This window comes from Gordonia hirsuta DSM 44140 = NBRC 16056 (assembly GCF_000333015.1).
Taxonomy (GTDB): domain Bacteria; phylum Actinomycetota; class Actinomycetes; order Mycobacteriales; family Mycobacteriaceae; genus Gordonia; species Gordonia hirsuta.
Genome location: NZ_BANT01000022.1, coordinates 36,684 through 49,561, shown reverse-complemented (window position 1 = coordinate 49,561; position 12,878 = coordinate 36,684). Strand labels below are relative to the sequence as shown.

Below are 12,878 nucleotides of genomic sequence, written 5' to 3'. Positions count from 1 at the left end.
GTGCCCTGTCAGACAGTTTGGAGGAGTCAAAACACTGCTAACGTCGAAGGCGTGACAGTCGCCGACGTACCGACCGGTTCCCTCCTGGTGGATGGACTGGGCCGGCGTGCGCGTGATCTGCGGATCTCTCTGACGCAGGCCTGCAATCTGCGCTGCCGCTACTGCATGCCCGCCGAGGGGCTGCCGATCATGCCCCGCGACGAGCTGCTCTCGACCGCCGAGGTAGCGCGGCTGGTGGATGTGGCCGTGCACGACCTGGGTATCGAGGAGGTCCGGCTGACCGGTGGCGAGCCGCTGATCCGCCGGGACCTGGAAGAGATCGTCGCGGCGATCCGCGCCCGCCATCCCGAGCTGCCGGTGGCGCTGACCACCAACGGGCTGGGTCTGACCCGCCGGGCCGCGGCGCTGGCTGCGGCGGGGCTGAGCCGGATCAACATCTCCCTGGACACCGTGGATCGCGAGCTGTTCGCCCAGATCACCCGCCGGGACCGGCTGCCCGAGGTGCTCGACGGTATCGATGCGGCGGTCGCCGCGGGCCTGTCTCCGGTGAAGATCAATGCGGTGGCCCTGCACGAGACCCTGCCCCACGCTCCGCAGTTGCTGCGCTGGTGCCTGGATCGCGGGCTGTCGTTGCGGTTCATCGAATCGATGCCGCTGGATGCCGACGGCACCTGGAGCCGGGACGGTTTTGTGACCGCCGCCCAGATGCTGGAGGTCCTCGGCGGCCACTTCGCGCTGGAGGCGGTCGGCCGGGAGGATCCGGGGGCACCGGCCGAACTGTGGCGGGTCGACGGGGGACCGGGCACCGTCGGGGTGATCGCCTCGATGTCCCGGTCGTTCTGCGGTGCCTGCGACCGCACCCGGATCACCGCCGAAGGCCGCGTGCGCCCCTGCCTGTTCTCCGACGACGAGATCGACCTGCGGGCGATCCTGCGCGGCGGCGGAGACGACGCCGCTCTGGCGGCAGCCTGGCGGGAAGTCACCTGGCGTAAATCGCCGGGACATCTACCCGCGGATGTGCTGACGCATCCGCGCCGTTCGATGGGAGCAATCGGTGGCTGAGGACACCTCGACCGTCGCCGTCAACTACTTCGCCGCCCTGGTCGACGCCGTCGGCTGCGAACGCGAGCAGTTCACCCTGGCCGATCCCACGGTCGGCGGTCTGCGCCGGGCCATCGGCTGGCGCCACGGAGACCGGGCCGGGGAACTGGCGGCGCACTGTTCGGTGCTCGACGGCGATCGTCTGCTGCGCGCCGACACCGAGGTGATCGGATCGCAGGTCGATGTGCTGCCGCCCTTCGCGGGCGGCTGAGCCGGCTGTGCGGCATGCTTGCTGACATGAAACCGCACCGATACGTCGCCGCGGCGATCGCCGCACTGGCCGCGACCGCTGTGCTGACCGCGTGCGGCAGCGGGGGCGACACCATCCGGGTGATGGCGGCGGCCTCTCTGGTCGACGTGATGAAACCCCTCTCGCACGCCTACGGCGAGAGCCACGGCGGCGCGAACGTACAGGTGGACGCGGCTGCGTCCTCGGCGCTGGTGCAGCGCCTCAAATCCGGCGCCACAGCCGATGTGCTGATCACCGCCGACACCGAGACCATGGACAAGGCCGTCGCCGACGGTGTGGCCAAGGATCCGGTCGTGGTCGCGACCAACACGCTGGTCATCGTCGTACCGAAGGGCAATCCCGGATCGGTGACCGGGCTGGACTACTTCGCTGCCGCAGGCAACCGGTCGGTGATCTGCGATACCGCGGTGCCGTGCGGGCGGGCTGCCGACAAGGCACTGGGCGCCATCGGCGCCACTGCGCGGCCGATCACCCGCGCGGTGGACGTGCGGGCCGCGCTCGGGGCGGTGACCAGCGGGGAGGCCGATGCGGCTCTGGTCTACGCCACCGATGCGCGGTCGGCCGGGGACAAGGTGGAGACGATCGCGATCCCGAACGCGCCGGTGGTCCGGTACCCGGCCGCTGCGCTCACCGCCGACGGCGACGATTTTGTGGACCTGCTGATCTCGCAGAACGGTCGGCGGATTCTGGCCGATGCGGGTTTCGGGGCCCCGTGAGCGACGGTGTCCGGTGAGTGACGGCGCCCGGTGAACGGAGGTCCCTACCGCCCCAGCACCCGGCTCCCCACTCCGATCGCCGTGGTCGGGGTGCTGGGCCTGGCGGCGCTGATCGCCCCGCTGCTCGCGCTGGCCTGGGCGGCCCCGTGGAGCCGTATCTGGTCGCTGCTGACCGCGACACCGGCGCTGCAGGCCCTGGGCCTGTCGCTGGGCGGTGCGCTTCTGGCCACGGCCTGCGCCCTGATCCTGGGTATTCCGCTGGCCGCCGTCCTGGCTTCGGGAGCGATCCGCCCCACCCGGCTGGTGCGGCTGCTGGTGCTGGTGCCGATGGTGATGCCGCCGGTGGTGATCGGTACCGCCCTGCTGACGCTGCTGGGCCGGCGCGGCCTGCTCGGGCAGTACCTGCACGCCTGGTTCGATTGGACGCCCACGTACACCTTCGCCGCGGTGGTGATCGCCCAGCTGGTGGTGGCGATGCCGTTTCTGGTGGTCAGTGTCGAAGCCGCCCTGCGCAGCCGCAGCATCGATGCCGAAGAAGCGGCGTACACCCTGGGCGCCAGCCGGCTGACCACCTTCTGGCGGATCACCGTTCCCCAGATCCGCGGCGGGATCGCCGCCGGCGCGGTGATGTGCTTCGCCCGGGCCCTGGGCGAGTTCGGTGCGACGATCACCTTCGCCGGCAACATCGAAGGGGTCACCCAGACCATGCCGCTGGCGATCTACCTGTCACTGCAGCGCGACGACGAGTCGGCCATCGCCATGGCGATCGGGTTGGTGGTGCTCAGCGTGCTGGTCCTGATCGGTATGCGGGGACGCTGGCTACCGGCCCTGTCTCAGTCCGGTGAGTCCTGATCCGGCGAGTTCTAGTCCGGCGGTTCCCGGTCCGGCGGGGTCGTAGCGGCGGGGTCATAGCGGAGTCAGCGCAGGCGTTCCACGGGCGCCTGGGCGCCGGTGGGCGGCACCAGCGCCAGTCCGCGGTGGCCGAGCATGGACGCCAGATGGCCGGTGCCGTGGCCCGGTGTGATGCTCCACCGGCCGGTCCCGTCAGGTTCCACCGGCAGCACCCGCCAGTGGACCGAGCGTGCCGAGGCCGCCTCGGTCTGCAAGGTCAGCACATCGGCGTTGCGGGGCGTGCGCGCCAGCAGGGCGTCGAGCAGTGCAGGCAGGACGACGACGGTGCCGGCGACCGCCGCCAGTGGATTGCCGCCCAGCCCCAGCACCGTGACCCCGTGGGGCAGCTGGGCCAGCAGCAGCGAGCCTCCCGGACGCAACGCCACCCGGTCCAGCACCAGGCGGGCACCGGCATCGGCGAGGGCACCGCGCAGGTGGTCGGCCACCCCGCGGCCGGTGGCACCGATGATGACCACCAGATCGGCGTCGGCGGCGGCCAGTGCGCGGGCGAAGACCTCCCGGCGGTCGGCCAGATGACCGGCGGTCACCACCGTCAGCCCGGATTCGGTCAGCAGCTCGGCCACCGGCGCCGAGGCGGTGTCGGGGAGGGCTCCGGGGCGCAGGTCACCGCCGTCGGGCACGATCTCGTCGCCGGAGGTGTGCAGGCGGGCCCGGACCGGACCGCGAACACGCACCCGGTGCACACCGGCGGCGCGGGCCACCGAGATCAGCGGCGCATCCACCGGCAGGCCGGCGTCGGCCAGGGTGGCACCGGCCGGCCAGGCACTGCCGGTCCGGCGGGTGTCGTCGCGGCCGGTGGAGGTCTCGGTCAGCAGCTCCCCGGACAGCTGTGTCTCCTCGTAGCGCAGGGCCCGCTCGGCGCCGGCGGGCAACGCGGCACCGGTGGCGATGGTGACCGCCTGGCCGGGGCGCAGCGCGATCGAGGTTCCGGCGCCGGCCGCCAATACGGTGTCGAGCAGCCGCCACGGGGATGGCCCGGCCACCGCGTAGCCGTCCATCGCCGACGCATCGAACGGTGGGAACGGCTCGGCGGCGACCAGCGGCTCGGCCAGGACGGTGCCGGCCGCGTCGGCGAGGGTGGCGGTGACCGGCGACAGAGGGGTCAGGGCCGAGCGCAGCAGCGCGCGGGCCGCCGGTGGCGCGAGGGCCTGTGCGGGCAGGGATCGGCTGGTCGCGCGGGCCAGCTCCTCGGGGGTGTCGACGTCACCGACGCCGTCGAGCCGCAGGAGTCCGGTGCCCGCCGGGATCAGCGCCCGCAGGGAGCTGTCGGGGCCGCCCCGGGCCAGCGCCGTGAGGGCATCGCGTCGCCAGGCACCCAGCAGATACTGCCGCCGGCCGTCGTCGTCGACGGCCAGGACCGCCGGGGCGCCGGTCCGGTGAAGCTCTGCCAGCAGTGCCCGGACCTGCGCGCCGGTCACCTCCGGCAGATCGCTGGCTAGTACGACGACGGGCCGCTCGCCGGGCTTGGCGGGGACGGTCGCCGACAGGGCGGCCGTTCCGGCGGCGATCGCCGCGACCGGACCGGCGTAGGGCGGATCCTCCCGGGTCGCGGTGACCTGTGCGGGCAGGGTTCGCTCGGGCCCCACCACGACCACCTGGTCCGCATCCGCCACGGCCGCCAGGGCGATGTCCAGCAGGCGGCGTCCGCCGACCAGCGCTGCCGGTTTGTCGGCACCGGCCAGGCGCCGGGCCCGGCCGCCGGCCAGCACGATCGCGTCGTAGACGGGGGCGTTATCACTCACCCGTCGACCCTAACCCGGGAGCCGGACCGGGCCGAGGGGGACAGGCCCGCCGTAACTCACCGCGGCAGCCGAGTGCGCTGGCAGAATCGGCGCCATGAGAGATGCAGTCATCGTCGATGCGGTCCGGACCCCCATAGGCAAGCGCAACGGTTCCCTGGCCGGGGTGCATCCGGGCGATATGACCGCGCATGTGCTGACCGCGCTGGCCGGGCGCAACGAGCTGGAGCCCGAGCGGGTCGACGATGTGGTGTGGGGCTGTGTCAGCCAGGTCGGCGACCAGGCCGGCAGCCTGGCCCGGGTCGGGATCCTGGCCGCGGGCTGGCCGGAATCGGTGCCCGGCACCGTGGTCGACCGGCGCTGCGGCTCGGCTCAGCAGGCCGTCCATTTCGCCGCGGCCGGGGTGATCGCCGGACAGTACGACGTGGCCGTCGCCGGCGGTACCGAATCGATGTCGCGGGTGCCGATGGGTTCGGCCCGCGGCGACGGGCGGCCCTGGCCGGATTCGGTGCTCGACCGGTACGGCATCGACGGCTTCAACCAGGGGACGGGGGCGGAGATGATGGCCCGCCGGTGGGGGCTGACCCGCTCCCAGGTCGACGAGTACTCGGCCCGCTCCCACGCGCGCACCGCCGCCGCCGTCGACGCCGGAGCCTTCGACGCCCAGCTGGCGCCGCTGGCCGGGCTGACGGCCGATGAGGGGCTGCGGCGCGGTACCACCGTGGAGAAGCTGGCCGGGCTGACCCCGGCGTTCGAGGCCGACGGGCTGATCACCGCGGGCAATTCCTCGCAGATCTCCGACGGGGCCGCCGCACTGCTGATGACCACCAGCGACTACGCCGCCGCACAGGGGTGGCGGCCGCTGGCGCGCGTGCATACCGCGGTGCTGGCCGGCGACGACCCGGTGATGATGCTCAGCGCGCCGATCGCCGCCACCGCCAAAGCCCTGGCGCGGGCGGGCCTGAGGATCGACGACATCGGCGTCTTCGAAGTGAACGAGGCCTTCGCGCCGGTGCCGCTGGCCTGGCAGGCCGAGACCGGGGCTCCCGAGGCCGCCCTCAACCCGCTCGGCGGTGCCATCGCCGTGGGCCATCCGCTGGGCGCCTCCGGGGCGGTCCTGATGACCCGGATGCTCCATCACATGCGCGAGCGCGGCATCCGGTACGGACTGCAGACGATGTGCGAGGCTGGGGGCATGGCCAATGCGACGATTCTGGAGCTGCTGGGATGAGCCCGCTGCTGATCACCCGTGACGACGATGTGGTGACCTGGACGCTGAATCAGCCACAGACCCGTAACGCGATCTCCGATGAGGCGATGATCGACGCGCTCGTGGCGGCAGTCGAGGCGGTGAACAGGGATCCGAGCGTCCGGGTGGTGATCCTCACCGGCGCCGGCAGCGCCTTCTCCGCCGGCGGCAACGTCAAGGACATGGCCGCCCGCACCGGCCTGTTCGCCGGCGCCGCACACGAGCAGCGCACCGGGTACCGGCTGGCGATCCAGCGGATTCCGCGGGCGATGGACACCCTGGAGGTGCCGGTGATCGCCGCCGTCAACGGCCCGGCTGTCGGCGCCGGCTGCGATCTGGCCCTGATGTGTGATCTGCGCATCGCATCGCCGTCGGCGTTCTTCGCCGAGAGTTTTGTCAAACTCGGCCTGATCCCCGGCGACGGCGGTGCGTGGTTTCTGCCGCGGGTGGTCGGGGCTGCGCGCGCCGCGGAGATGGCGCTGACCGGCGATCGCGTGGACGCGGCCACCGCGCTGGAGTGGGGGATCGTCTCGCAGGTGGTGCCCGAGGACGGTCTGGCCGATGCGGCGCGGCGGCTGGCCGACCGGATCGCGGTCAACCCGCCCGTCGCGGTGCGCATGACCAAGAAGCTGCTGCGGGAATCGTCCCGGCAGAGCCTGGACCAGTTGCTGGAGCTGTCGGCGGCGATGCAGGGCATCGCTCACCAGACCGAAGACCATCACGAGGCCGTCGCCGCGTTCCTGGATAAACGGCCCGGCCGGTACCGGGGACGGTGACCCGCCGATGAGGATCGCCGTGGCCGGGGCCGGGATCGCCGGCCTGACCGTGGGGGTGGCGCTGCAGCGGGCCGGACACGAGGTCGTCGTCTATGAGAAACGGCCGGACATCTCCCCGAGTGCGGGCATCACCCTGTGGCCCAATGCGTTGGCCGCACTGGACGATGTGGGGCTGGGGGCGCCGGTCCGGGCGCTGAGCGGACGTGTCGCCGGCGGGGCGGTGCGCACTCGCCGCGGGGTCTGGCTGCGGCGCCCCGACCCGCAGCGGATGATCCGTTCCCTCGGTGAGCCGGTGGCGGTGATCGAGCGGTCCCAGCTGCGCGATGTGTTCACCGCGATCCTGGAGCCGGGCACCGTCCGGTTCGATACTCCCGTGACCGGGCTGGACGATGTGGATGCGGACCTGATCGTCGGCGCCGACGGCACCGGATCGGCGGTCGGGCGAGCGCTCAACGGGCGCCTGCCCCAGCGGTACGCCGGCTACACCGCCTGGCGCGGGGTGGCACCGGTCGACTTCGACGAGCAGTTCGCCGGGCAGACCCTGGGCCCGGGGATCGAGGCCGGACATCTGCCCCTGGGCCACGGCCAGAGCTACTGGTTCGTGAGCATGGCGCACCGGGAACGCTCCAGCGTCGCCGGCGTCGACGACCGGGAGAAGGCGTACCTGGTCCGGCTGGTGAAGGACTGGGTCGAGCCGTTACCGGACTTGATCGACGCGACCCCTATCGGCCGGATCTTCCGCAACGGACTCTACGATCGCGGTCCGGCCCGCACCTGGGCCCGCGGCAACGCGGTCCTCCTCGGCGACGCCGCCCACCCGATGCGCCCGCACCTGGGGCAGGGCGGCTGTCAGGCGATCGAAGACGCGGCCACGCTGGCGGGATTGATCGGCGACGGTTCCTCCCCGCTCGGACCGGTCCTGGAGCGCTACACGCAGCTGCGGCGGCCGCGGGTGGCGGCGGTCGAACGCGAGTCCCGGGCGATCGGGCGGGTGATGAATCTGCGGCCACGGGCCCTGGTCTCGCTGGGGCTGCAAGGCACCCGGCTGGTTCCCGAAGCGGTGATGATGCGGCATCTGCGCTCGATCGCCGGACGCAGCGCCTGGGAGCAGGTGCGGCCGTGACCGAACGTTTCTCCGTCGGCGATCATGTGAGCTGGAACTCCGAGGCCGGGCGCGTCAGCGGGCGGATCATCAAAGTGCACACCGCCGACTTCGACTACAAGGGTCACACCCACCGGGCCTCCCCGGACGACCCGCAGTACGAGATCCGCAGCGACAAGACCGAGCACAACGCCGCGCATCGGGGCAAGGTCCTGCGGCGGCTGGACTCGTGACCGGGCCGGTGTTCACCATCGGGCACTCCACCCGGACGGTCGAGGAGGTGGTGGCCATGCTGCGCGCCAACGCGGTGACCGACCTGGTGGACGTGCGCTCGTTCCCGGGCTCGCGGAAACATCCGCAGTGGGGGCAGGAGGCGCTGATCGCCGCGCTCCCGGACGATCTGACCTACCGCTGGCTGCCGGCACTGGGCGGTCGGCGGTACACGCCGGTGGGCGTCCCCACACCCAACGACGGCTGGCGGGTCAAGGCGTTCCGGGACTATGCCGACTACATGGCCTCCGACGAGTTCGCGGCCGGGCTGGCCGAACTCGAGGAGCTCGCCGCGCGGTGCCGCCCGGCGATCATGTGCAGCGAAGCGGTGCCCTGGCGCTGCCATCGGCGCCTGATCACCGACGCACTGTTACGCGACGGGATACCGGTGAACCACATCATGTCGGCGACCGCGACCAAGGCCGCCACGATGACGCCGTTCGCCAAGACCGACCAGGCCGGCCGGCTGATCTACCCGGCCGACTGATCTACCCGGCCGACTGCGCCGAAGAAGGACCGGCTGTTCCGGGCCGGCCGTACGCTACGGATATGCCCCTGACCATCACGACGCGACCGTCGGATTCGCCGTGGGTGTCGTCGGTGTGGACTGCCCAGAGTTCGGACGTCGCCGAGATGACCTCCGTGGCGTGTGAGACCTGGGGTCTGGTGTTCTGGCGTCGTGGCCGTCGAGCGTTCGCGGCGGTGACGGGGCCGGAGACGCGTACGGGCTCGGCACCGGTGCCCGAAGACGGGACCGTCTGCCGATCCCCACCGCAGACGACGCCGAGGAACTCGCCGAGCATCTGGTGCGTGCCGAGGCGATCACGCGTGATCCCCTGGTGGTTCAGGTCATCGAGGGCCGAGCGACGCCGGCGGCGAGCCGCACCGTCGAGCGGCGGTTTCGGTCGGCGACGGGACTCAGCCGCGGCGCCATCGACCAGATAGTGCGTGCACGTACGGCCGCCGGTCTGCTGACCGCCGGTGACAGCGCAGCCGCCGTGGTGGCGGCGCTCGGCTACTACGACGAACCGCATCTGGCCCGCGCGCTGCGCCGCTATGTGGGACGCACCGCCGGGCGGCTGCGCCGTCCGGCCGGCGGCGCGATTGCGCTACCGAGCAGCTCGCGCGACCTCGTACACGACCTTGACGACGCCGTTGTCGTAGGCATCGGACGCGCGTAGCACGAGTCGACGCTCGCCCTGCCCGGCGACGGGGAACACTCTCTTGCCGCCGCCGAGCAGCACCGGAAAGATCAGCAGGTTGTAGCGATCGATGAGGTCGGACTCGGCAAGGCGTCGACCCAATTCGGCACTGCCGTGGATGAAGACGGCTCCGCCGTCGGTCTGCTTCAGCGCCGCGACGTCGTCGGTGGAACGCAGGACGGTCTGCTCTCCCCAGTCGTCGATGAGTGCCGCGGGGTCCAGGGAGCTCGACACGATGTACTTGGGCAGGTCTCGGTAGTCGACGTGATCGTCCGAGGTGCGCCAGAACGGTGCGAACACCTCGTAGCTGCGGCGACCGAACATCAGGGCGCTGGTCTCTTCCAGCTCCTCACCCTTCAGCGAGTACGCCTCCGCCGAGAAGGGTGTGCGGAACACCCAGCCGCCGTGGGGATGTCCCTCATCGCTGCTGCCCGGGGAGTCGACAACACCGTCCAGTGACATGAATCCGGTCCAGATGAGTTCTCGAGTCATGGTCTGTCTCCGTCTTGTTCGTGCGGATGCGACCTCAGAATAGGTGCCGACAGGGCACCCGGTCTTGGACGAAAACGACAGCGTCCGCGCCGTCGCGGAGGTCTCTGCAACCACCGCGTCGCGCAGTTGTCAAGATCACGCTATGCGGTGCCCCCAGCAGGATTCGAACCTGCGACCTAGAGATTAGAAGGCTCTTGCTCTATCCAACTGAGCTATGGAGGCCTGCCGAAGGCATGGCCGACGGCGGGGCCGAGTATATCCCGACCTAGAGTGGAACGTATGAGTACGACGACCCCGGCCGCTCCGGCGGATGATCAGCGCGACAGTCTGCGGGATCCGTCGCAGGCGCGGCGGTTGTTTGTCACCGGGCTGATGGCCGTGGGCATGGTGGCCGCGGTGATCGTCACCGCCGCCAGTGCGGCCACGGCGCTGCAACTGGCCGGGCTGCCGGATCCGGGATGGGTCGTCACCTACGGACTTCCGGTGGTGACGGTGATCGGGCAGTTGTTCGCCGCGATCGGCTTCGGTGCGGCGATCTTCGCCGCGTTCTTCGTGCCGCCGCAGGCCGACGGTGAACTCGACGTCGGGGGATACCGCGCTCTGCGCTGGTCGTCGGTGGCGTTCGCGGGCTGGGCCATGTCGGCGATCGCGCTGATCCCCCTGTCGGTGGCCACCGTCAGCGGGCACGGCCTCGGCGAGACCATCTCTCGGTGCGTCTCGACCGTCGGTCAGGCCGGCACGATGGGCGTGTGCGGGGAGGTCGCCGAGAGCCGTTACTGGCTGTGGACGGCGATCTTCGCGATCTTCGCAGCCGCCATCGCGCGCGCGTCCCTGCGCTGGGGCTGGACGATCCTGGTGATCGTGCTGGGCTTCTTGTCGCTCATGCCTCCGGCCCTGTCCGGGCACTCCTCCTCCGGTGGTGACCATGATCTGGGCGCCAACAGCCTGATCCTGCACATCGTCGCCGCGTCGATCTGGACCGGTGGGCTGATCGCCGTCCTGGTCTACGCCTTCGGCAAGGGCCGCTGGCGCACCCTGGCGGTCCGGCGGTATTCGCGGGTGGCGTTCTGGTGTCTGCTGGTGGTGGCCGCCAGCGGTGTGCTCAACGCGCTGGTGCGGATGACCTTCGCCGAACTGTTCACCACCACCTACGGCCAGGTGGTGCTGGCCAAGTTCATCACCCTGCTGGCGGCCGGTCTGCTGGGCCTGCTCCACCGGCGCCGCACCATCGCGGATCTGGAGGCGGGGGGCACCGACCCTAAGAACTCGCTGTTCGTCCGGTTCGCCGCGGTCGAGGCGGTGGTCTTCGCGATCGCCTTCGGTCTGGGCGCCGGCCTGTCCCGGACGCCGCCGCCGATCCTGGCGACCGCCGATGTGACCCCGGTGGAGTTGAAGATCGGCTACCGCCTCGACGAGGCGCCGAGCCTGAGCAACATCCTGTTCGACTGGCGGTTCGACCTGATCTTCGGCACGGCCGCGATCCTTGCGGCGCTGGTCTACCTGCGGGGTGTCTGGCGGCTGCATCGGCGCGGCGACAGCTGGCCGATCGGACGCACCATCGCCTGGATCCTGGGCTGCCTGGCCCTGCTGTTCGCCACCTCCTCCGGGATGGGCAGGTACTCCCCGGCGGTGTTCAGCGTCCACATGATGGGTCACATGATGCTGTCGATGCTGGTCCCGATCCTGCTGGTCCTCGGGGCGCCGATGACGCTGGCCCTGCGCGCGATCCCGCCGGCCGGCCGCGGTCAGCCGCCCGGCCCGCGCGAGTGGATCCTCACCGGCATCCACAGCGGTTACTCTCGCTTCATCACCCACCCGCTGATCGCGGTGACCCTCTTCGTGGGCAGCTTCTACGTCCTCTACCTGGGGGACCTCTTCGAGTCGATCGTCGACAACCACTCCGGGCATCTGGCCATGAACATGCATTTCCTGTTCGCCGGGTTCCTCTTCTACTGGGTCGTCATCGGAATCGATCCGTCGCCGCGGGAAGTCAGTCCGGTGGCCAAACTCGGCATCGTGTGGGGCTCGCTGCCGTTCCACGCCTTCTTCGGTGTCACGCTGATGCTCACCTCCGCGGTGATCGCCGAAGGCTGGTATCGCTCGCTGCTGTTGCCCTGGCACACCGATCTGTACAGCGACCAGCAGACCGGCGGCGGAATCGCCTGGGCCACCGGTGAATTCCCGTTGATGATCGTGATGATCGCCCTGCTGGTGCAGTGGCAGCGGCAGGACTCCAAACAGGCCAAGCGGTTCGACCGGCATGCCGCACGCGACCACGATGCGGAGCTGGAGAGCTACAACGCGATGCTCGCCGAGATGCACAAGTCCGATACGGCCAAACACGCCGACTAGCTGATCTTCTCCCCACGGTCCAGGCCGCGGCGGGCCGGCTGTGGACGAGGGCCCGGGCGGCCTTGTTGTCCCCAGCGCCGCCGTAGAGGGTATTCCCTTCGGCCGGTGGCACCGGACATGCTCGTGACGACCAGTACTCAACAACGAGTGAAGGAGTCGGGCAGATGTACGAGACCTATACGACGATCACCGGGCGTGTGATGAACGATCCGCGCCGCAGAACCGCTGGCGGCGGTCAGGTGCTGTCCTTCCGGGTGGCCTGCAATTCACGCAAGCGGGACCGGGAGACAGGGGAGTGGAACGACGGTCACACGCTGTACTTGACGGTCGCCTGCTGGGACAAGCTCGCCGCCGCGGCAGAGGGTGTCATCCAGCGTGGCTCGCGGGTGATCGCGCGCGGTCAGCTGTGGACCAACGAGTACGTGGCCGCCGACGGCACCAACCGATCGGACCTGGAGATGAAGGCGCTGGCGATCGGGCTGGATCTGGCGCATGCGCGGGCAGTCACCACGCCGGGGCGGGAGGGGCACAGCGAGGCCGAGCCGCCGCAGCAGCAGGGTTGGTCCCGAATGCCCGAGCCGGGGCTGCAGGAGGAGTCGGCGCCGCAGCCCGAAGGTGATCGGCAGCCAGGGACGGTTCCGCAGGCTGGGATCGCTCCGGAGGGAGTGAGGGTTCCGGCGGCGGAGCAGGAAGCCGTGCCGAGCTTCCCGTAAGGGA

The 12,878-nt window shown here is 70.8% G+C and carries 14 protein-coding genes and 1 tRNA gene; 12 read left to right on the top strand and 3 right to left on the bottom strand.

The genetic code is table 11. The features are described 5' to 3' along the window. Positions 1-51 precede the first annotated feature (51 nt). The 4 genes from moaA to modB are packed head-to-tail and all read left to right on the top strand — an operon-like array spanning position 52 to position 2,919. Positions 52-1,062: a GTP 3',8-cyclase MoaA gene (moaA, locus tag GOHSU_RS08880; RefSeq protein WP_005939998.1), complete on the top strand. Its 1,011-nt coding sequence runs from the start codon at positions 52-54 to the stop codon at positions 1,060-1,062. After that, positions 1,055-1,312, top strand: a complete 258-nt coding sequence (locus tag GOHSU_RS08875) for a MoaD/ThiS family protein (RefSeq protein ID WP_005939995.1) — start codon at positions 1,055-1,057, stop codon at positions 1,310-1,312. The genes moaA and GOHSU_RS08875 overlap by 8 nt, the downstream gene beginning before the upstream one ends. 26 nt (positions 1,313-1,338) lie before the next feature. Beyond that, positions 1,339-2,067 carry a molybdate ABC transporter substrate-binding protein gene (modA, locus tag GOHSU_RS08870; protein ID WP_024332890.1) on the top strand — a complete coding sequence of 243 codons (729 nt, stop codon included), beginning with the start codon at positions 1,339-1,341 and terminating at the stop codon, positions 2,065-2,067. A gap of 30 nt (positions 2,068-2,097) precedes the next feature. Further along, positions 2,098-2,919, top strand: a complete 822-nt coding sequence (gene modB / locus GOHSU_RS08865; RefSeq protein ID WP_005939989.1) for a molybdate ABC transporter permease subunit — start codon at positions 2,098-2,100, stop codon at positions 2,917-2,919. Positions 2,920-2,984: 65 nt separating this feature from the next. Here the strand turns inward: modB and GOHSU_RS08860 are convergent, their stop codons facing one another. Next, positions 2,985-4,721 carry an NTP transferase domain-containing protein gene (locus GOHSU_RS08860; protein WP_005939986.1) on the bottom strand — a complete coding sequence of 579 codons (1,737 nt, stop codon included), beginning with the start codon at positions 4,719-4,721 and terminating at the stop codon, positions 2,985-2,987. A gap of 94 nt (positions 4,722-4,815) precedes the next feature. Between GOHSU_RS08860 and GOHSU_RS08855 the strand changes: the two genes are divergently transcribed. The 6 genes from GOHSU_RS08855 (at position 4,816) to GOHSU_RS16565 (ending at position 9,296) form a co-directional block, all read left to right on the top strand. After that, entirely contained in the window at positions 4,816-5,949 is a 1,134-nt protein-coding gene (locus tag GOHSU_RS08855) for a thiolase family protein (protein ID WP_005939982.1), read from the top strand. Continuing rightward, positions 5,946-6,743, top strand: coding sequence for a crotonase/enoyl-CoA hydratase family protein (locus tag GOHSU_RS08850; protein ID WP_005939980.1), 798 nt, complete (start codon positions 5,946-5,948; stop codon positions 6,741-6,743). The genes GOHSU_RS08855 and GOHSU_RS08850 overlap by 4 nt, the downstream gene beginning before the upstream one ends. Positions 6,744-6,750: 7 nt before the next feature. Continuing rightward, the gene (locus tag GOHSU_RS08845; protein ID WP_024332889.1) at positions 6,751-7,866 is read left to right on the top strand and encodes an FAD-dependent monooxygenase; all 1,116 of its coding nucleotides are present in this window, start codon (positions 6,751-6,753) and stop codon (positions 7,864-7,866) included. Next, positions 7,863-8,078, top strand: a complete 216-nt coding sequence (locus GOHSU_RS08840) for a hypervirulence associated TUDOR domain-containing protein (protein WP_005939975.1) — start codon at positions 7,863-7,865, stop codon at positions 8,076-8,078. The genes GOHSU_RS08845 and GOHSU_RS08840 overlap by 4 nt, the downstream gene beginning before the upstream one ends. Beyond that, positions 8,075-8,602 (top strand): DUF488 domain-containing protein, encoded by a 528-nt coding sequence (locus GOHSU_RS08835; RefSeq protein WP_005939972.1) that lies wholly within the window; start codon positions 8,075-8,077, stop codon positions 8,600-8,602. The genes GOHSU_RS08840 and GOHSU_RS08835 overlap by 4 nt, the downstream gene beginning before the upstream one ends. A gap of 319 nt (positions 8,603-8,921) precedes the next feature. Further along, positions 8,922-9,296 carry a helix-turn-helix domain-containing protein gene (locus tag GOHSU_RS16565; RefSeq protein WP_005939969.1) on the top strand — a complete coding sequence of 125 codons (375 nt, stop codon included), beginning with the start codon at positions 8,922-8,924 and terminating at the stop codon, positions 9,294-9,296. Here the strand turns inward: GOHSU_RS16565 and GOHSU_RS08825 are convergent. Both GOHSU_RS08825 and GOHSU_RS08820 read right to left on the bottom strand, forming a co-directional pair. Beyond that, on the bottom strand, positions 9,225-9,809 hold the full coding sequence (locus GOHSU_RS08825; RefSeq protein WP_005939966.1) for a dihydrofolate reductase family protein: 585 nt from the start codon (positions 9,807-9,809) through the stop codon (positions 9,225-9,227). The genes GOHSU_RS16565 and GOHSU_RS08825 overlap by 72 nt on opposite strands. Before the next feature lie 148 nt (positions 9,810-9,957). Next, a tRNA-Arg gene (locus GOHSU_RS08820) sits at positions 9,958-10,031 on the bottom strand. A 57-nt stretch (positions 10,032-10,088) separates the two neighbouring features. Between GOHSU_RS08820 and GOHSU_RS08815 the strand changes: the two genes are divergently transcribed. Together GOHSU_RS08815 and GOHSU_RS17235 are read left to right on the top strand one after the other, a co-directional pair. Continuing rightward, complete coding sequence (locus tag GOHSU_RS08815; RefSeq protein WP_005939962.1) at positions 10,089-12,161, top strand: bifunctional copper resistance protein CopD/cytochrome c oxidase assembly protein; 2,073 nt, start codon at positions 10,089-10,091, stop codon at positions 12,159-12,161. Positions 12,162-12,325: 164 nt separating this feature from the next. Beyond that, on the top strand, positions 12,326-12,874 hold the full coding sequence (locus GOHSU_RS17235; protein WP_005939959.1) for a single-stranded DNA-binding protein: 549 nt from the start codon (positions 12,326-12,328) through the stop codon (positions 12,872-12,874). Positions 12,875-12,878 lie beyond the last annotated feature (4 nt).